Genomic DNA, 17783 nt, shown 5'->3' with positions numbered 1-17783 from the left:
CCCGGCGCCCTCGGCGTGATCACGTGCCGAGGGGTGGGCCCGCCCGGCCCCGGCCGGGCGGGCCGCCGCCGCTACAGGGGCTGGTCGTCGACCTTGATGTCCCACTGGACGTCGGTACCGTCGACGGAGGTCGTCGTGACGGTCACGCCGTAGTTCATGCCGCCGTCCACGAGGTTGCAGCGGATCTCCGCGCCCACCTCCGCGGGGAGACCCTGGGAGCAGGAGAAGTCCTCGGGGGCTTGGCCGACCACCGCCTCCAGTTGCGCGGCCGACTGCTGGGCGACCTGGTCGGCGGGGACGACTCCGTTGCTCGCGGCGGCGGCGCTGTCGTCCCCACCGGTGCCCTCGCCCGCGCCGTCTCCGGAGGCGGCGTCCTCACCCGCGCCGTCCTCGGCGGCGCTGTCCCCGGCCGGGGCGTCGTCGACCTTGACGTCCCACTGGACGTCGTCACCGTCGACCGAGGTGGTCGTGACGGTCACGCCGAGGGTCTGGCCGTCGGCGGTGAGCTCACAGCGGATCTCGGCGCCCACCTCCGCGGGGAGGTCTTCGGAGCAGGTGAGGTCGTCGGGGGTCTGGCCCACCTGCTCGGCCAGCATCTCACTCGACCGTTCGGCGACCTGCTCGGCGTCGACGGCGGCGGGGCCGCCGGCGCTGAACTCGAACGAACAGCCGGTGGACAGGAGCAGGGACACCGTGCCCAGCATCGTTCCAGTGATGATTCGACGACGTCCGGCCTGCCGCATCGCGGCCTCCTCAGCTTCCGGTGACATGTGCATGAGTCTGGACGCCGAACGCGAAGAGCGGGTTCCGAGGCCGATGGCTTCGATGCGGGGATGTGACATCGATGTCCGGTCTGTTCGTCCGGTGTCCGCCAGGAGACCGCTTGGGCGGCGGGCGGGGCTCCGGATCCTTCCCGCGCCCCGACAGCGAGGTCTCCGGTCAGCGCCCCGGTACCGATCCGTACACAGCGGTGGGGGCCGCGCCCTGTCGGGCGGCCCCCACCTTCGTCATGCGCCGGTCCGGGCAGGTCGTGTCCGGGTCAGTCCTCCGGATCGATGCGCCGGTTGAGTCGTCGCAGGAACTCGGGGTCGTCGTCCGGTCCGAGCGGGTGCGGGCTGCCCGAGGGCTTGGTGAAGTCGGACGGGTCGAGCTCGTCGGCCGAGGCCGTGGTCTGTTCCGGGGAGGGCGCGCTCCCGCGGGGTGCGGCCGCCTGACGTGGGCGGCCGAGGAGGAGCCACAGGACGGCACCGACGGGCACGAACAGCACGATGACGAACACCCACAGCACCTTCGGCAGAGTGCGCACCTCAGAGGAAGGGGTGGTGAGCGCGTCGAAGAACGCGTACACCCAGAGAACGATCGATACGAGCGTGATCAGGCCACCAAGCCACACCATGGTTCCAGCCTAACTCTTGCAGTCGACTCCTCACGGTCGGGACACCGGGCCGGAGGGCAGGGGGAGACCGCGGGGCGGCTGCCCGGCCGACGGGGCGGCCGGAAAGCCCCGTGGCTCCTGGAGCTCTGGCTCCCGCCGGATGGGCTGTCTCGGGGCGCTCTGACTCAGGGCGCTCTGACTCAGGGCGTGCTCTCGCTCGGCTCCCCGAGCAGGAGGGCGCGCACCTCCGACTCGCGGAAGCGGCGGTGTCCGCCCGGAGTCCGGATGCTGCTGATCCGCCCGGAGGCGGCCCAGCGCGTGACGGTCTTGGGATCAACCCGGAAGAGTGAGGCCACTTCCCCGGGGGTCAACAGGCGTTCGCTTGCTCGTTCCACCTTCACATTCCCCCAATCGTGCCCGCCTCGGACTGTGGGGGCGGCGGGCGTTTGATCCCCTAGTGTGCACGAGTTGGACCGTTTCCTCCCTAGTTTTCGGAGAAATTGCGGTGTTGGGGGGAGGAGTACCGGATATGTGACCGGAACGTGATGTTCGGACCCTGCTGTCGGGATTGGAAACATCCCATGACTATGCGAATCGTGTTCGCCTATGTCCAGTTCCCCTGTGCCGCAGGCGACACACCGCCCCGATGCCCGTCGCAGCGGGCACGCCCTTAACCTGGAGATAAGGACCTGTGGGACGCCGTCAGCCCGACCCGTGCCGGGTGTGGGAACGTCCGGACACAGGTGCTGACCGGGCGTTCCGCGCCGCCGATGGGCGTAGCGACCAATCTAGTCCAGGTAATCGTCTGTTGTGAGGCTTTTGGATGCGTAGCTTGCTGACCTATACCGCCGCCCGCCTGGGGCTGTTCGCGGCGGCCTTCGGAGTGGTCTACCTTTTCGGCGCCCGTGCGTGGATCGCCCTGATCCTGGCCTGGCTGGTCAGCGGACTGGCCTCCTACGTCCTGCTGTCCGGGATGCGCGACAGGATCTCGGCGAGCGCGGTGGAGCGGATGGAGCGCCGCAAGGCGGGCGGCGTGTCCGAGCGCCTGTCGGCCGCCTCCGCCCGTGAGGACGGTTTCCAGGAAGCAACAGCCCAGGAAGCGCCGACCCAGGAAGCGCCGACCCAGGAAGCACCGGCCCAGGAAGTGGCGGACCGGGAGGCGCCGGACCACGGGGAGGCCCCGGCCGGGACGGACTCCGACGCCGACCCCGGCTCTGGTGCTGGTGCTGGTGCCGGGGCAGACAAGTCCGGGAGGGGCATGAGGGGCGAGGACGCGCCGACCGCGGCCAGGGAGTCCTGACCGGGCGCCGCGCCCCCGCACACCCCAGCCGGGGATTACCGGTGCCGCCCCGGTGCGTCCCGGCCGGGGGCCGGATCCCGCGCTTCCGTACACGTCGGCCCGGGCCCGTGTCCGTGTGCTCCGGCCGGGGGTGGCCGGTGCCTCAGCCCGTGCCCGCTCCGTCCGGCGACCGGTCCGCCCCCGACCCGCGCCTGTCGATGCCCTCGGCCGCGCGGCCCACGAGCGGCGGCAGGACCGCGGCCAGGTAGACGGCCGCGCACACCAGCAGCACCGGCGCCGCTCCGAGCAGCCCGGCCGCCGCGCCCGCCACGGGCGCGCCCAGCGGCGCCGCCATCCGGGTCAGCGCGCCGATCGTCGCCGTCCCGCGCCCCACGGTGTGGCGGGGCAGGCGTTCGAACAGGACCGCGCCCAGGATCGGGTTGAGCACCCCGCCCGCGAGCCCGCACAGGCCCCACACCGCCAGGACCGCCCACAGCGGCACGTCCAGCGCCAGCACGAGCAGCCGGGGCGGCCCGGCCAGCACCAGCCCCGCGAAGAACACCGCCCGCCGGGGCAGCAGGTGCCCGACCGCCGTGGCCGCGAGCGAACCCGCCACCGAGGCCGCGCCCATCACGCCGCCCAGGAGCCCGACCACCGCGGGTCCCATGCCGTTCTCGTCCACCCACACCGGCAGCAGCACCGACGCCACGGACATGTCGATCATGTTGGTGACCGCGAGCACGACCACCAGGACGCGCAGGGTGGCGTCGCCCCAGACCGCCCGCCAGCCGGTGCGCAGCCTGGCCAGGTATCCCGCGTCCGCCTCGGGGTCCTCGCCGGAGCCGGGGCGCTCCCCGGGCTGGGTGACGGCCAGCACCACCGCCGCCGCGGCGAGCAGCGCGGCGTTCGCGTACAGGGCCGGGAGCGCGCCGAGCAGGGACACCAGCCCGCCCGCGGCCACCGGGCCGACGGTCGTGGACAGCCGGTCCACGGTTCCGGTGAGCCCGGTGACCCGTTCGAGGCGCGTCCCCGTGCGTTCGGCGACGGCCGGGGCCATGGAGACCTTGGCGGCCTCGGCGGGGCCGGTGGCCAGGCCGATCACGGTCACCAGCGCCAGGAGCACGGGGAAGGACAGCAGCCCGGCCGCGTGCAGCAGCGGGACGCAGGCCACCGCCGCGGCGGCGACGAGGTCGGCGCGCACGCTCACCGCGCGCTGGCCCATGCGGTCCAGCAGCGGTCCGCCCAGCAGCCGGGCCAGGGTGTAGGAGCCGATCTCGAAGAAGGCCACCACCCCCGTGGACGCCGGGCTGCCGGTGATCTCCAGGACGAACCAGGGGATGGCGATCATCGCCAGCCGCGTGGCGGTGTAGCACAGGGCCTGGGCGGCGACCAGCCCGCCGACGTCCCTCACGTCCCCGCCTCTCCGCCGCCCTTCTCGGCGTCCTCCCCGTCCGGGCCCCGGTCCTCGGGGTCGGGGAAGGCGGCGAACTGGATGTGCACCGGTCGGCTGCCGGGTGCGCCGGTCTCGCGCGCGTAGCGGTCGAAGAGCGCGCGGACCTCCGCCCGGAAGGCGGTGAGCTCGTCCAGGGTCAGCTCGGTGCGCCGTCCGGACATGACCTGCGCCTCGCGCCAGCCCTCGGGCTGGGCCGCCCACATGTTGACGGCCGCGGCCAGTTCCTCGCTCCAGCTGGCGGCCAGGGCCATGCGCACGGCGGTGCTCAGCTCGGGCTCGTCGGTGTCCAGGTGCTCGGGGAAGCGGAAGCCCCTGTGCCGGGAGCGCCACCAGCGCTCCCGCGAGGTGCCCAGGGAGGGGTCCTCCTCGATGAACCCGTGGGCCTCCAGCTGCCGCAGGTGGTAGCTGGCCGAGGCCGAGGAGACGTCCAGCCACTCCGAGACGGTCTTGCCGGTGGCCGGTCCGCGCTGCTGGAGGAGGTTGAGGACGCGGATGCGCAGGGGGTGGGCCAGCCCGCGCAGGGAGCGGGAGTCGAGGGTCGCCGCGTGGGCGAAGGGGTTGGGGGCGGGGTTCGGGCCCGGGGCGGGGGCGCGGCCGGGGGTCTTGTCGGGGGTCGCGCTGTCGCGGGGGGCGGAGTCGTCCATGCGGTCACCGTAAACGCCCAAGAGTTCTTGGCCAAGGGGTGTTGGCCAAGAACCCTTGGGATATTCCGGCGATCCGGAACCCATGGACTCGTGATCCATATATCTAGTTTTCTAGGCGCTTGAGTAGCAACCGGCCTAGCTTTAGACTCATGGTCAGCAAGCGGATGAAGGCGCGGGTCCTGCTCGCCCTGGTGCGCCGGATGGCGCGTAAGAACGGCCTGCGCCTGGAAGAACTCAAAGGGCGGGGCAAAGGATCACACCAGACCTATGTCCTCCTGGACGAAGGCGGAGCACAGGTTGGCCGTTTCATGGTCACGCAACATTCCAAGGAGCTGTCCCGGGGCCTTCTGCAGGACGTGGAGGACGGCTTGCAGCACCTGTTCGGTGAGAAATGGATGGAGAAGTGATGCCTGACTACACGGCTACCGTCATCCGCGACGAGGACCTCTGGGTCGTACGTATCGCGGGGCTGCCCGAACACGTCGTCGGAACGGTCGACTACGTGCACTTCTCCGAGATCAAGGATGAGGTTCCCGAGGCCATCGCCGATCTCACGGACACCGACCCGGAGGACTTCACGATCACCTGGCGTTACGAGTTCGGCGGCGAGGACGTGACCGAGGACGTCATCCAGTACCTCGTGGCGGAGGAGGAGTTCCGGCGTTCCCAGACCGAGCGCGACCGGGCCCGCGCCCGGGTCCTGGAGACCATGCGGAGGGAGGGCGTCACCCAGCGGGCCATGGCCGACGTCGTCGACCTCTCGCACCAGCGCGTCCACCAGCTGCTCAAGGGCGTGGACACGCCGGTGCCCGGCGGACGCCGGGGGCGCCGCAGGGACGCCCCCGTGTCCTGACCTCCCCGGTTCAGGAGAGCGGGAACATCCCCAGCCGGGCGTGGTACTCGCCGGCGAGGCGCTCGGTGTCGCTGCCCACGTACAGCCCGTCGGAGGTGGCGAGCATCGCCTCCACGCCGTGGCCGCGCGTCCGGCCGGGGTTCCACGGCAGTGCCCTGCCGGTCCCGGGGTCCACGGCCCCGATGCCCTCGCGGGCCACCGAGCCGGGGCCGGGGTTGAGGGCGCCCTCCTCGTTGTCCATCCAGCGCTGGTGCCCGCCCACGTACACCGCCGCCGACGTGATCTCCACCGAGTACAGCGAGTCGCCGCCGGTCTTGTTGCTCCAGGTGGGGTCGGAGTCCGGGGTGTCGGTGTTCTCGAAGCGCGCGACGGACTTGCACAAGCCCGGTTTGACCTCCGGGCCGCCCGCCGTCACCACCGCGAAGTACGAGCCGTCCGGGGAGAAGTCCATCCGCCGCATGTAGGTGTGCAGCCGCACGTCCTCGCAGGGGGCCTCGTAGGCCGACGTGGACCACGGCGCGACCGAGCCGCTCTCGGTGTCGATCATGGCGATCTGGTAGCGGTCCTCGCCGTCCACCTTGGTGAAGGACCCGTTGACGACCAGCCGCCGCCCGTCCGGGCTCAGCGCCAGCTCCTGGACCTTCAGCACGCCGTTGCGCTCGTCGGACACGCTGGGCGTGAAGCCGGTGTCCACCTCGCCGCTCCGGGCGTCGAGACGGGCCAGCGCGGTCTGCTCCACGCCGTTCACGCCGGGGAAGCTGCCGCCCACGTACAGGTGCTCGCCGTCGCCGGCGACGCGGTGGACCCGGCCCCCGTCGAGGTCGGCGCGGAACTGCGGCACCTCGTCGCCGTCGTCGGCCGACAGCCGGGTCAGCCCGGTGGAGGGTTCACCGTCGACCGAGCGGAAGTCCCCGCCCGCGATCACCGTCCCGTCGGGCCCGGGTGCCAGCGTGGTGACCGTGCCGTCCAGCTCCGGTTCGAACCCGTGGAGGATCCGCCCGGTGCCGTGCTCGAACGCGAACAGGTGGGGCAGGTCGTGGGCGCGGCCCCCCTCGGTCGCGCTGACCTGCGTGAAGCTTCCGGCGACGAGGATGGTGTCGCCGACGCGCAGGATGTCCTTGACCGCCCCGTCCAGGACGTGCGGCGTCCACCGCACGGGTTGTTCGCCGACCACGCGGGAGTGGTCGGCCTCTGAGGCGGGGGCGGCTGGCGCGGCGGGCGCCGCGGTCGCGGTCCCGGCGGGGAGTAGGAGCAGCGTGCCCATCGTCAGGGCGAGCAGCGGGCGGCTGGGTTTCACGGAGGATTCTCCCTTGGTCGTGCGGGTCGTGCGGGTCGTGCGAACCGTGTGCGGGTCGGCGTGGTGACCGGCAGGAGGACTGAACGCATTCTCGCAAAGAGTCGCTGTTAAGTCACAAGGAGTAACCAGAGTGGCGCGGCCGACTCCGGTTCCTCCCGCGAAGGAGGACCGGATCCTGTCGGTCAGGCAGGCGGCGCCGCCGCCAGGTGCCGCGTCTGCGCGGCCACGGCCCGGCTCCCGAGGTGGCGCGGTGCGTCCTCGGGCACGGGGTACCAGACCGCGGGGGCGCCATCCCCGCCCAGCAGGGTGCCGGGGAGCGGTCCGTCCAGCGCGTGTTCCACGCCCACCCGGCGCACCCCGTCCGGGCCCAGGGCCATGCCGACCGGGACGGCCAGCCCGTGCCAGCGGGGCTCGTACGTGACGTCGCGGCGTCCGCGCGCCCTGCGCACGTGCAGCACGTCCAGCAGACCCTCCCCGGCGAGGGCCTCCACCAGGTCGGGCAGCGCGTCGATCGGCAGGGCGAACCCGTCCTCGTAGCCGACGGCCACGGAGATCCGCTCGGTGCCCCGCTCCCCGTCCCAGCCGACGCGGACGCCGCCGGTGAACGGGTGGCCCTTCCCGTGCGGTCCGGAGAACTGGAGGATCGAGCCCTCCGGAGCGCGGTGGCGCGCCAGCCGCACCAGCCGCTCGCGATCCCACGGGGCGAGCGCGGGCTCGTGCGGCCCCCACCCTGCGGGCGGGGTCGCGGCCAGGTGCTCGGTAACGACTTCCACGGCCCGTCCCAGGGGCGGGGCGAAGGACTCGCGGTGGCGCACCGACAGGTCCACGACCAGGTGCGCGCCGATCGGGGAGTCGTCCAGGAACCCCTCCGCCGGTTCGGGCGCGCCCTCCTCCTGCGGGGCCGGGATGTAGGCGTGCACCGGGTCCCAGTGCAGGGGGAGGCCGCTGACGCCGTCGAAGCAGCTCCCGTCCTCGGCGCGCACGACCCAGCGGGCCAGCGGCTGCGTGAGCAGGGTGCGCAGGGCGTAGGTGAGCCGGGAGGTCGTCGGGGTGAGCAGCTGGAGCGCCGTGCCCCGCGCGCCATGCACGGACACCGCGTCGGAGATCCAGGAGGAGAGGGGGACGACGTCGCGGTCCTGGGCGACGACCACCGCCTTCTCCGCGGCGGCCTCGACGGCGGGGTGCGCGCTCTCCTCCCACAGGGAGAAGTCGGCGCGGCCGGAGGTCCAGACGGTACCGCCCAGCCTCAGCGCGAGGCCGTCGGCGAGGCGGTGGGCGGCCTCGCGGCCCGCCTCGTCGGGGCGGGCACGGATCTCGGTCCACCAGCAGGTCTCGGGGAGGTTCACCGCGGCCTCGTCGCCGAGCAGCCGGGCGACCTCGCCGCGCGACTCGACCAGCTGGGCGGGTTCGAGCGTGGCCAGGACGCGGCGGCCGGTGTCGCACAGCTGGAGGACGTTGCCGCTGTCCAGCACCCGCACCAGCAGTCCGGGACCGGTCTCGCGCAGGGCCCGGGAGATCGCGCGCATGCCGGGTTCCGCTGCGAGCAGGGCCACCACGTCGTAGCTCAACCGTTCTCCTTGGCGGGTCGGGGATCGGGGGATGGGGGCTGGGGGGAGCGTTCCGCGCTGTGTCAAGGGACGCGGTACCGGGACGGACATCCTGCGCGAGAAACGCATCACTGTCTGTCGTTGGATACCGGCATAATACGCACAAAAGGGCAGCGCGGAGATGGGCACTCAGGCCCGGGACGGAAGGGGAGCACGTGAAGTTCGAGCTGGTGGAACCGGCGGAGCCGCTGGAGGCTCCGGAGTCGGCGGCAGGCGCCGCGGCCGGGTCCTCCGCCGAGCCCACGGTTCCCACCGCCCCCGTCCTCGGCGCGAACGAGGTACTGGCCGCGCGCATGCGCGACCGCAGCGAGGAGCTGGGTACCCGGCTGACCAGGATCATCGAGGCCGTCCGGCCCGCACTCCACCGGATGGAGGCGGGCATCGTCCGCGCGGAGCGCGAACTGGCCGATTCCGGCCACGGCTTCGCCGCCGCTCCCCCGGACAGCTTCCGCGCCGACCGCTTCACCGGTGCGGCTGCTCCGACGGCCTCGGCCCCGACGCCTGCCACGGTTCCGGCTGTGGTGGCCCCCACCCCCGTGACGAGTGAGGAGAACGGTTCACGATGAGCGCATGGGACATCGACGCGCCCTCGGTGGGCGTCGTGCTCAACGACGTACTGGGCCAGGTGGGCGACGGCGGCGGCGACGCCCTGGACGGTTCGCTGACCACCACCGGCGACGAGATCCTCAACGCCGCCACCGCCGCGTGCAGCGGCCCGGTGGAGAGCGAGCTCTACTACTTCCTGGAGCACTTCGGCGGTATGGCCGAGGAGATGGTCGCCCGCGCCGGTTCCGCGCTGGAGGGGTGCGCGCTCGCGGTGGACGCCTACCTCGTCGGCGACGAGGAGATGGCCGCCGAGGCGCAGGGCAACGCCGGTTCGATCGACGGCATCGACCTCATGAACCCTCCCGTCTGACCCGTGGGCCTCCCCTTGCCCACCCCGTCACGGGCCTCCCCTGCCCGCCCGGCGCGGAGAGCCCGAGCCCCGGCACTCCCGGAGACCACCCCCCGACCCCGGACCCCCGTTCCCCCGCCCCACCACCACCGGAGCTGACGTGCCTCCCGTCGACGTGATGAGTCCCGGACCCGATCCGCGCAACCAGCAGCCGCTGGACGAGAACTTCACGGTCCTGATCGTTCCCGACGCCATCCCCATCCCCGGGACCTCCGTCGAGATCCTCCAGACCGCGGTAGCGGCCATGCGCGCGGCCGCGGGTGAGGTCGCGGAGGGAGGGGAGGGCATCGAGAGCACCTGGCAGGGCCTACAGCCCCACTACACCGCGCCCGAGTCCGAGATCCTGCTCGCGGTGATGGGGCCGGTGGCGGCCAAGGGCGAGACCATCCTGGACGACACGGCCACGGTCGCCGACGCGCTGGACACCTTCGCCGAGGCCGCGCAGACCGCCAAGAGCAGGCTCAGGACGCTCAAGGAGGAGGCCGTCGCCTTCTCCACCGCCATGAACAACTTCGAGGTCATGGGCAAGGAGGTCGACTTCTGGAACCTGGATCTGGGCAACTACCTGCGTAACCGTGAGCTGAAGCTCCAGGTGAACGCGGAGTGGTCCGCCTTCCAGGAGGCGGAGCGCACCTGCGCCAACGCGATCTCGGCGGTCACCGGGTCGGGCAACAACTACGTGTCGGTCTCCCAGGCCGGGGACGCGCCGAGTCCCGGGGAGATCGTCTACGGTCTGGACCCCGACGACGTCGCGGACGTCGACTACGACTTCAGCGAGTTCTCCGACTGGCAGCGCGTCGGAGGGGACATGTGGGACCACTTCTCCCATTCCGACAAGCCCTGGCCGCTGGACTGGGCCGTGGACGCCGTCGTCGCCCAACAGGAGAACTTCGGCGTCGGGATGCTCTGGGGGCTGGGTGTCGGTGCCGTCTCGGCGACCGGGCTGTGGCGCGAGGGCAGCGGGTGGGCGACCAGTGTCGGTGAGGTCGTGGACAACGCCGTCACGCACAAGGAGGAGACCTTCCAGGGGTACGGTGCGCTCGTCGGGCTCTACGGCGAGGACGGGTGGATGAACCCGTTCGACGCCGACGAGCGCTCCGGCCAGACCTGGCAGGACAACGCGGGCGCGGCCTGGACCGAGGTCGCCCACGACATCGTGCCCTGGCGCGAGTGGGAGGAGCGGCCCGCGTACACGGTGTCCACGGCGGCCGGTAACGCCGCGCTGGCCGTGGTCTCGCTCCCGGTCCGGGGCGGGGCGATCCTGGCCAATCTCGGCCGGGGCGGCTCCGACCTGCCCGACCTGGACCCGGTCGACCGGCCCGAGGTGGTGTGGGAGCCGGGCGCGGCGGCGCGGACGGGCTTCACCCTGTCCGAGACGTTCAGCGGCATCAGGGGCGACTTCTCCGACACCACGTCCGGGTTCGGGTCACGCCTGGGGAGCCTGTCGGGGATGATCGAGCGCCTCTCGGCCGGGAGCCCGGGGGAGGGCGGCGGTTCCGGCTCCGGACGGGGTCCGAACGTTCCCGTCTCCGGATCCGATCCCGACCTGCCGAACCCGCGGCGGCCGGTCAGCGTGCCGGGCGCCGGGGATTCCTCCGGGGACCCGGACCGGTCAAGTCGTGAGGACGGGCCGCTGGTCGCCTTCGCGGACGATCCGGGCTCGGAGGACCCGTCCCGTCGGGGTGGAGAGGACGAGCACGAGGTCCTGGCCGCGGCGGACCAGCCGGACCCGCCGCGCCGTGGGGACGAGGACCGGCCTTCCCGGGCTCCGCACCATCTCGACGTGCCGAGCACCGAGCGCTGGCCGGAGATGGAGGAGTTCCTGGACTCGGAGCACCGGCGTGAGGATGACGAGCGGTCCGTCGCGGACCGGGACTCCGAGAACTCCGGCACGGACTCCCACCGGCCGCTGAGTGTCATCGCGGCCGACGGCTCCGACACCGCCTCGGGCGATGGACTGCACTCGACTCTCGACCTGGACGCGAGGGAGATCGAGCGGGAGTACGAGCGGGAAGTCGAACGGACGACGCAGCACGTCGTGGACATGGTGGAGGAGTTCCGCGCACTGCCCGCCGAACGGCAGCTTGAGTGGCTGCGCGTGAACCAGTTGGTCGGAGCCAACGCGGCGGGAGGCCCGCAGAACTCCGGCTTCGGCAGCCCGGGCAACGACGGTTTCGAGATCACAGCCTCACACGACCCGAACTCGGGCAACGGCGGCGGCCCGCCCCGGACGCCCCAGGACGGCACCTCCAACACCGGCTTCACACCCGGCAGCGACGGTAACACCGGATCAGGGGACACCACCGGTTCCCGGCCGATTCCCGAGGACGGTGGCGGCCGTGGCCGCCAAGAGCAAGGTTCTCTGCCCGCCTGGAATGATGATTTCTCCAAGCCAGGAAATGACCCGACTATCAGCGAAGATGCTAAGGAACTACAGCCTGGCCAAGAACCACACGTTTTTGATAGTGATCGGGAAAATAACGCATACTCAGGTGACGCGCACTCAAGCAACGGTACTGCCCCTGAGGGGACGCTGGTTGCCCCCGATGCTGTCGGTGACCTGCCCAAGCTCATGCCGAAGGATTTCACCCGTGGGCATATTCTAGAGCAGGTCATTGAGAGTCGGGTGGGACGAAACGAAGACGGTCTCATTGAAACGGTGGATGGTGTAAGTGCTACCGACTATCTCAAAGAGCTGATTGATCAACGTGTCTTGGATACGGGCACACTGAGAGATAGAACAAACCTTACCAAGGGTGACCTGGGCAAGGATGGTGCTGTGCAGTCGGTTGTCCTTGATCGCCGTACTGGAAATATTATTGAAGCAGTGAACGGTCTTCAGGATGATGTTATCAAGAAGGAGAGGCTTCACCCTCTCCTGAGTGCCAGGCTGGATAAGCTGTATGAAGGTGGTCCTTACACACTTTATCAGCGTGAACAGCCATGGAAAGAGCACAGTACCAGAATGAACGATGAGCCACTTAGGCATGCTGAAATTAAGGCGGTGAATGAACTTCTTTGGCTGCGTGGCGGTCGAGAAACTGATGTCAGCGTGTTCCGCGAGCTCCAGTTGGACAACAGGTTCACATTTCGCAAACGCAACAACTTGGCTCCGTGTTGCCCGAACTGCACTGATCTAATCCCGGACGTCCGGAATCCTACTGCTGGAAGAAGGATTGAAGGAGTCCAGGGCATGAAATATAATATTGAGCATGATGAGTAAGATGAACAGAGTAGACACTGACGACGAAGGTCTTGAGTTTGACGATGTCGACCTTCTCACCCTGTATAAGGGGGTGCCTTTTACTGGAGAAATTGTGGAGAGTGATGGAAAAGGTAATGTGGTCCACCTTTCCTCGTATCGGGATGGGCTTCAGGAGGGGCCTGAATGTAGTTGGTACCCAAATGGTCGGCTCAAGCTTGAAGGTGAAATGAAAGAAGGCCTCCCGCGGGGAGTATGGAGGAGGTGGGATTTGAATGGTCGGATGACTAGGGAGTCTGAGTTCGATGACTCTGGGAGGCGGATCCGTTTTTGGGAACGGAGTGAAGAAGAAGGTTAGTTTAATTCGGCGAGGAGCCTCCCGATCCCTGGCTCTGAGTGACTAAGGGAAGGTATAGCAGTTATCAGCAATGATGGGGCATGAACGATTTTCCTTGGGTCCCCTTGAGCAGGAGCAGCTTCTTCAACAAATTGGAGGGGATATTCTGTCGGTGTTGAGGGAGGGCTGGCGTGAAGTAACTTATAGCGTTAATCTGATTGAGGGTTATCTGGAAGAAAGCCTGGAAGTGGCATATGATGGCCAGGAGGTCAGGAAAGAGCGTGCGCCTCTGAGTACAATGCAATAGGTTGATTGTCCTGGGAGTTCGTAGAAACCCGTATGGCCCGGTGGGGCCTTGGCATGAGTGGGGCGAGGACGGCCGTCTTCTGCGGGAGACGATCTACGACGCTCTGGGCAACAAGATCATCGTGCGTGAGTTCGATGAAGCGGGAAACATGGCCCACGAGGAGAAGACGCCTCCCACGCGGCTCATGCGTGACCCGGAGACCGGTGAGGAGCGTCCCGCTCCCTGGCTCTGAGATGGAGGCACGCGGCGGTGGAATGCAATGGCCGGGGCGGCCGCGCGGCGGGGTCAGGCGTCGGCCGGGGTCACGTGGGAGTGCACGCACAGCCAGCCGCGCGGCGTGCGGTGGTAGACGTCGGTGGTCCACTCGTCGGCGTGGAACTCCTGTCCGCCGAAGCGCGCCGTGTTCACCACCCTCGCCGTGAGCACGGCCATGTCGCCGTGGACGCGCACCCGCTCGGTGCCCTCGACCGGTCGCATCGCGCTGTGCGTCAGCGCGCCGGAGGCCACCAGCGACAGGAACCTCTCGCGCGACCCCATGCCGGACCGGTCCACGAGCACCCAGTCCTCGGACACGAACCGGCCGATGGCGTCGGCGTCGTTCGCGACGATCGCCCGGCGCCACGCGGCCGCGAGGTCCAGAAGCTCCCGGACCTGGTCGCTTTCTGACACGTCGCCCCCTGAACCGCTGGCCCCGCTTCGACAACGGGATGGTCGCACACGCGGCGGCGCGTCCGGGGGCGAAGCACGGCGGCCCGCCCTCGGACGCGGTCAGCGGGTGAACACGAAGGAGCGCAGGCCGGGCGGCACCGCGACCGGGTCCACGGGGAAGACGGCCCACCCCGGACACCCCAGGACGGCACCTCCAACACCGGCTTCACCCCCGGCGGCGACGGCGACGCCAGACGAGAGGACACTGCCGGTTCCCGCCCGGTTGCCGATGGCGGTGGCCGCTCTGGTCGTCCCGGTACTGGACTGCCACTCGATGTCGGTGGTGACGGCCCTGAGCGGCCTGTCTCACTCCCCGAAGAAGATCCTGAGGTCGCACCGGTCGTTCCGCCCGTGACCCAGGCACCGATCCGCGGTGCCACCGGGACCACTGGTCCTGCTGCGCCCCGCACACCCGAGGCCTCCTCCAACTCTGAAGCGCCGGACACAGCCGACAAGAAGGATGACGAAAGCACTCTGGGTTCTAGTGTCGAACAGAGCGATCCCGGAGAGCGTTCCGATACCTCCACAGCGGAAGTTGTGCCTGGCGGGGCAGACGGCGACAGGCGTTCAGCCATCGAGAGAGCCGGGCTCGACACGAGAAACGGCGATTACCCTGAATGGGGAACCGATACGATTCCAGATGACCGAGACAAGCTTGTGGACGGCAGAATTCTTGGAGTCATTCCAGAGGATTTGATCACGGGCAGGGATAAAGTCGGTCGTATTACTGAGGTCGGTGGGAAGCCCATTGACCGGTGGCACACGGAACTTCTCATGGGTCGAGTTGAGGAAATCAACGCTCATAGGGACAAATTTGGCCAGGAAAGAAGAAGATGGGAGGAAGCTTCGGCGCGGTGAACTCAGTCGTGGTCGACCGACTTCACGGCATCGTCGCAGAAGGCATGAATGGCACTACGGCAAGTCGAATTCCAGAGGGAGGTCTAAATCCAGCTATCGAGAGTGAAATAAATAGAATGACAAAAAAAGAAGGCGAGGAGAAATATGTAATCTATGAGGCTGATGGGAAGACCATCCAGGACTACTCGGACACTCCGCATCCAGACTGGCCGGACCGTCACGCGGAGATCAAGGCCGCTAATAGAATTCTCAACCTACTGCAAAAAAAGTATCCGTCCGACGCGAAGATTAGTAATCTTCAAGTGGATAACTGGTTCACTCTCAAGGGCGATGGAGGCAAGGACGGTGGTGACTGCGCCTGCTGCGCCAACTGTAATGAGATTCTCAGGGATGCGCGTGTGCCTCGGGTTGGCAGGAACACGCACCACAAGAACGATCCTGCCCTCAGTCGGATCTATGACAAGTAAAGGAGTAAGAAAGTGAAAAGAATTAGTTCAGAAGAGCTTGAATTCCTTGACGAGATGACGGCAAGGATCGATGGGAGGGGATTTACGGGGTGCTCGGTGGAGCATGAGGATGGCGAAACCTATGTGCAAACTTTCGTTGCTGGGGTTGCGAACGGTCCGGAATTCTCGCTGGGAGAAAAAGGTTTTCTTCTTGAATATAAAAACGCAATCAAGGGAGGAAGGATTGCTGGCCCGTCGTACGAATGGGATGACGAAGGGGGGCTTAAGGTAGAGAGGATCGAAGACTATCGTGGAGGTCTTCGAATCCTCAGAGAATGGAACTCTTCTGGAGTTCTAGTGGCTGAGAAGGGAAGGATTTCTGGTCGCCGCAAACCAGGACGGGAAGCGGAGGGTGGAGATTTGTCCCCCTGGCGAAAAGTTCCTGAAATTGTTGATAGTGGATCTGAGAGGGCTGGTGTATTTACGGAGGCGGTGAAACTCAGTGGCTTGGAAGATCGCGGAGAAGGTGTTGGGTTTTATTCCGGCGGCCAAATATTCACGGGAGAGGCGTGCATCTGTAACGATGGCGGTGGTGTTGAGGTCCGCACGTTCATTGAGGGCATGGAGGATGGAGTAGTCCTTACTTGGGCAGCGAGTGGGAAGCTCGTTGTTCAGGGAGTTCGTAGATACCCGTATGGTCCGGTGGGGCCTTGGCATGAGTGGGGCGAGGACGGCCGTCTTCTGCGGGAGACGATCTACGACGCTCTGGGCAACAAGATCATCGTGCGTGAGTTCGATGAAGCGGGAAACATGGCCCACGAGGAGAAGACGCCTCCCACGCGGCTCATGCGTGACCCGGAGACCGGTGAGGAGCGTCCCGCTCCCTGGCTCTGAGATGGAGGCACGCGGCGGTGGAATGCAATGGCCGGGGCGGCCGCGCGGCGGGGTCAGGCGTCGGCCGGGGTCACGTGGGAGTGCACGCACAGCCAGCCGCGCGGCGTGCGGTGGTAGACGTCGGTGGTCCACTCGTCGGCGTGGAACTCCTGTCCGCCGAAGCGCGCCGTGTTCACCACCCTCGCCGTGAGCACGGCCATGTCGCCGTGGACGCGCACCCGCTCGGTGCCCTCGACCGGTCGCATCGCGCTGTGCGTCAGCGCGCCGGAGGCCACCAGCGACAGGAACCTCTCGCGCGACCCCATGCCGGACCGGTCCACGAGCACCCAGTCCTCGGACACGAACCGGCCGATGGCGTCGGCGTCGTTCGCGACGATCGCCCGGCGCCACGCGGCCGCGAGGTCCAGAAGCTCCCGGACCTGGTCGCTTTCTGACACGTCGCCCCCTGAACCGCTGGCCCCGCTTCGACAACGGGATGGTCGCACACGCGGCGGCGCGTCCGGGGGCGGAGCGCGAAGGTCCGCCCCCGGACGCGGTCAACGGGTGAACACGAAGGAGCGCAGGCCGGGCGGCACCGCGACCGGGTCCACGGGGAAGGCGGCCCACACGTGGGTGCCCAGGTCGGCCCAGGGAGCGAGACGGTAGTGGCCCCAGGCGGCGGACAGGTTCTCGACCAGGAGCAGGCCGCGCTGGCCCTCGGCCCAGTCCCACTCGTCGGTGGTGCGCTGGTGCGGGACGGTCGGAACGCCGCCCCCGCCGCCGCAGTCGCTCAGGCCCACGCGCAGGGTGGCCGGGTCGGGCATCGACAACGCGCGCAGGACCTCGCCGTCGGACCGGCCGGAATCGGTGTACTTGCAGCAGTTGGCGAAGAGCTCGCTGGTGACCAGGGTGAGCGTGTCGACCAGGTCGGGATCGAACCCGGACAGGTCGCGGGCGAGGCCCGCGCGGACCTCGGAGAGCCGGGACAGGGAACCGGGGTAGACGCGGTGCTCCCAGTGGACGAAGCTCCTCATGCCGGAACCCCCTGTCGCTGCTCGTCCCAGATGCGGATGAGGGAGGCCAGTTCGCCCCACTCGGCGTAGCGGGTGGGCGTGGTGGGCCTCACGGGCCTGGCGGGGCGGACGACGCCGAAGCGGGGCGCGGGTTCGCCGAGCAGGTCGCCGCCGGGGTCCTCCCTCCACTGCCGGAGCAGGGCGGCGGCGCGTTCCTGGACGAGGGCGAACGCGCGCCGGACCTCGTCCGTCTCGGAAGCGGGTTCGGAACTCCGGGGCGCGGGGACGCCCGACTCGGACGCGCGCAGAAGCTCGTGGGCGGCGAAGTAGGGGCGGACCAGGGCCACGTCCTCGGCCGGGATGACCTCGCGCGCGGGAGCCAGGTGCGGCACGGCTGGCTCGGAGGCGGAGGCGGAGGCGGAGGCGAGCGGGGCCTCGGGGACGTAGCGGCGGACGCGGGTGGAGCAGCGACGGCGGCGACCGGCCACCGTGGAGTGGCGTCCGCACGGGGAGGAGAGGAAGGCGATCAGCGGGCCGAGGGCACGGCTGAGAAGGGCAGCGCTAAACTGGCGCATG

22 protein-coding genes are annotated in these 17783 nt (G+C 68.9%); 11 read left to right on the top strand and 11 right to left on the bottom strand.

Annotation, left to right across the window (positions count from 1 at the left end; all coding sequences use genetic code 11):
* Nucleotides 1-71 precede the first annotated feature (71 nt).
* The 3 genes from ACSIH6_RS33280 to ACSIH6_RS33270 form a co-directional block, all read right to left on the bottom strand.
* Nucleotides 72-743 (bottom strand): DUF4333 domain-containing protein, encoded by a 672-nt coding sequence (locus tag ACSIH6_RS33280; protein WP_435112334.1) that lies wholly within the window; start codon nucleotides 741-743, stop codon nucleotides 72-74.
* 296 nt (nucleotides 744-1039) lie between these two features.
* Entirely contained in the window at nucleotides 1040-1396 is a 357-nt protein-coding gene (locus ACSIH6_RS33275; RefSeq protein WP_435112318.1) for a PLD nuclease N-terminal domain-containing protein, read from the bottom strand.
* Nucleotides 1397-1575: 179 nt separating this feature from the next.
* Nucleotides 1576-1776 (bottom strand): BldC family transcriptional regulator, encoded by a 201-nt coding sequence (locus ACSIH6_RS33270; protein ID WP_017535950.1) that lies wholly within the window; start codon nucleotides 1774-1776, stop codon nucleotides 1576-1578.
* A 422-nt stretch (nucleotides 1777-2198) separates the two neighbouring features.
* Between ACSIH6_RS33270 and ACSIH6_RS33265 the strand changes: the two genes are divergently transcribed.
* Entirely contained in the window at nucleotides 2199-2675 is a 477-nt protein-coding gene (locus tag ACSIH6_RS33265; protein WP_435112317.1) for a DUF4229 domain-containing protein, read from the top strand.
* Nucleotides 2676-2817: 142 nt separating this feature from the next.
* Here the strand turns inward: ACSIH6_RS33265 and ACSIH6_RS33260 are convergent, their stop codons facing one another.
* Nucleotides 2818-4065 carry an MFS transporter gene (locus ACSIH6_RS33260; RefSeq protein WP_435112316.1) on the bottom strand — a complete coding sequence of 416 codons (1248 nt, stop codon included), beginning with the start codon at nucleotides 4063-4065 and terminating at the stop codon, nucleotides 2818-2820.
* On the bottom strand, nucleotides 4062-4751 hold the full coding sequence (locus ACSIH6_RS33255; protein WP_435112315.1) for a helix-turn-helix domain-containing protein: 690 nt from the start codon (nucleotides 4749-4751) through the stop codon (nucleotides 4062-4064). Before ACSIH6_RS33255 ends, ACSIH6_RS33260 begins: the two co-directional genes overlap by 4 nt.
* A 149-nt stretch (nucleotides 4752-4900) precedes the next feature.
* Here ACSIH6_RS33255 and ACSIH6_RS33250 point away from each other — a divergent pair, with 149 nt between their 5' ends.
* Nucleotides 4901-5158: a hypothetical protein gene (locus ACSIH6_RS33250; RefSeq protein WP_435112314.1), complete on the top strand. Its 258-nt coding sequence runs from the start codon at nucleotides 4901-4903 to the stop codon at nucleotides 5156-5158.
* The gene (locus ACSIH6_RS33245) at nucleotides 5158-5604 is read left to right on the top strand and encodes a hypothetical protein (protein ID WP_435112313.1); all 447 of its coding nucleotides are present in this window, start codon (nucleotides 5158-5160) and stop codon (nucleotides 5602-5604) included. The genes ACSIH6_RS33250 and ACSIH6_RS33245 overlap by 1 nt, the downstream gene beginning before the upstream one ends.
* A 10-nt stretch (nucleotides 5605-5614) precedes the next feature.
* Here the strand turns inward: ACSIH6_RS33245 and ACSIH6_RS33240 are convergent, their stop codons facing one another.
* Both ACSIH6_RS33240 and ACSIH6_RS33235 read right to left on the bottom strand, forming a co-directional pair.
* Complete coding sequence (locus ACSIH6_RS33240) at nucleotides 5615-6901, bottom strand: delta-60 repeat domain-containing protein (protein ID WP_435112312.1); 1287 nt, start codon at nucleotides 6899-6901, stop codon at nucleotides 5615-5617.
* A gap of 182 nt (nucleotides 6902-7083) precedes the next feature.
* The gene (locus ACSIH6_RS33235) at nucleotides 7084-8469 is read right to left on the bottom strand and encodes a DUF6177 family protein (RefSeq protein WP_435112311.1); all 1386 of its coding nucleotides are present in this window, start codon (nucleotides 8467-8469) and stop codon (nucleotides 7084-7086) included.
* Between the two features lie 194 nt (nucleotides 8470-8663).
* Between ACSIH6_RS33235 and ACSIH6_RS33230 the strand changes: the two genes are divergently transcribed.
* From ACSIH6_RS33230 to ACSIH6_RS33210, 5 genes are all read left to right on the top strand, one after another.
* Nucleotides 8664-9074 (top strand): hypothetical protein, encoded by a 411-nt coding sequence (locus tag ACSIH6_RS33230; RefSeq protein ID WP_435112310.1) that lies wholly within the window; start codon nucleotides 8664-8666, stop codon nucleotides 9072-9074.
* The gene (locus ACSIH6_RS33225; RefSeq protein WP_435112309.1) at nucleotides 9071-9424 is read left to right on the top strand and encodes a DUF6507 family protein; all 354 of its coding nucleotides are present in this window, start codon (nucleotides 9071-9073) and stop codon (nucleotides 9422-9424) included. Before ACSIH6_RS33230 ends, ACSIH6_RS33225 begins: the two co-directional genes overlap by 4 nt.
* A 157-nt stretch (nucleotides 9425-9581) precedes the next feature.
* The gene (locus ACSIH6_RS33220; RefSeq protein WP_435112308.1) at nucleotides 9582-12686 is read left to right on the top strand and encodes a hypothetical protein; all 3105 of its coding nucleotides are present in this window, start codon (nucleotides 9582-9584) and stop codon (nucleotides 12684-12686) included.
* On the top strand, nucleotides 12676-13023 hold the full coding sequence (locus ACSIH6_RS33215) for a toxin-antitoxin system YwqK family antitoxin (RefSeq protein ID WP_435112307.1): 348 nt from the start codon (nucleotides 12676-12678) through the stop codon (nucleotides 13021-13023). Before ACSIH6_RS33220 ends, ACSIH6_RS33215 begins: the two co-directional genes overlap by 11 nt.
* A 326-nt stretch (nucleotides 13024-13349) precedes the next feature.
* The gene (locus tag ACSIH6_RS33210; RefSeq protein WP_435112306.1) at nucleotides 13350-13541 is read left to right on the top strand and encodes a hypothetical protein; all 192 of its coding nucleotides are present in this window, start codon (nucleotides 13350-13352) and stop codon (nucleotides 13539-13541) included.
* 53 nt (nucleotides 13542-13594) lie between these two features.
* On the opposite strand, the gene ACSIH6_RS33205 is transcribed toward ACSIH6_RS33210, so the two are convergent.
* A complete protein-coding gene (locus tag ACSIH6_RS33205) occupies nucleotides 13595-13978 on the bottom strand; it encodes a nuclear transport factor 2 family protein (protein ID WP_435112302.1) in 384 nt (127 codons plus the stop codon).
* A gap of 390 nt (nucleotides 13979-14368) precedes the next feature.
* On the opposite strand from ACSIH6_RS33205, the gene ACSIH6_RS33200 reads away from it, so the two are divergent.
* The 3 genes from ACSIH6_RS33200 to ACSIH6_RS33190 are packed head-to-tail and all read left to right on the top strand — an operon-like array spanning nucleotide 14369 to nucleotide 16215.
* Nucleotides 14369-14875, top strand: coding sequence for a hypothetical protein (locus ACSIH6_RS33200; protein WP_435112305.1), 507 nt, complete (start codon nucleotides 14369-14371; stop codon nucleotides 14873-14875).
* Nucleotides 14872-15342 (top strand): hypothetical protein, encoded by a 471-nt coding sequence (locus ACSIH6_RS33195; protein ID WP_435112304.1) that lies wholly within the window; start codon nucleotides 14872-14874, stop codon nucleotides 15340-15342. Before ACSIH6_RS33200 ends, ACSIH6_RS33195 begins: the two co-directional genes overlap by 4 nt.
* A gap of 12 nt (nucleotides 15343-15354) precedes the next feature.
* A complete protein-coding gene (locus ACSIH6_RS33190) occupies nucleotides 15355-16215 on the top strand; it encodes a toxin-antitoxin system YwqK family antitoxin (protein ID WP_435112303.1) in 861 nt (286 codons plus the stop codon).
* A gap of 53 nt (nucleotides 16216-16268) precedes the next feature.
* Here the strand turns inward: ACSIH6_RS33190 and ACSIH6_RS33185 are convergent, their stop codons facing one another.
* From ACSIH6_RS33185 to ACSIH6_RS33175, 3 genes are all read right to left on the bottom strand, one after another.
* Nucleotides 16269-16652: a nuclear transport factor 2 family protein gene (locus tag ACSIH6_RS33185; RefSeq protein WP_435112302.1), complete on the bottom strand. Its 384-nt coding sequence runs from the start codon at nucleotides 16650-16652 to the stop codon at nucleotides 16269-16271.
* Between the two features lie 99 nt (nucleotides 16653-16751).
* On the bottom strand, nucleotides 16752-17228 hold the full coding sequence (locus ACSIH6_RS33180) for an ATP-binding protein (RefSeq protein ID WP_435112301.1): 477 nt from the start codon (nucleotides 17226-17228) through the stop codon (nucleotides 16752-16754).
* Nucleotides 17225-17782, bottom strand: coding sequence for a hypothetical protein (locus ACSIH6_RS33175; protein WP_435112300.1), 558 nt, complete (start codon nucleotides 17780-17782; stop codon nucleotides 17225-17227). Before ACSIH6_RS33175 ends, ACSIH6_RS33180 begins: the two co-directional genes overlap by 4 nt.
* Nucleotide 17783 lies beyond the last annotated feature (1 nt).

Origin of the sequence: Nocardiopsis synnemataformans, from assembly GCF_965343085.1 — a bacterium.
Classification (GTDB): Bacteria; Actinomycetota; Actinomycetes; order Streptosporangiales; family Streptosporangiaceae; genus Nocardiopsis; species Nocardiopsis alborubida.
The sequence above is the reverse complement of the archived record's forward strand: the minus strand, read 5'-3'. Positions and strand labels throughout refer to the sequence as shown.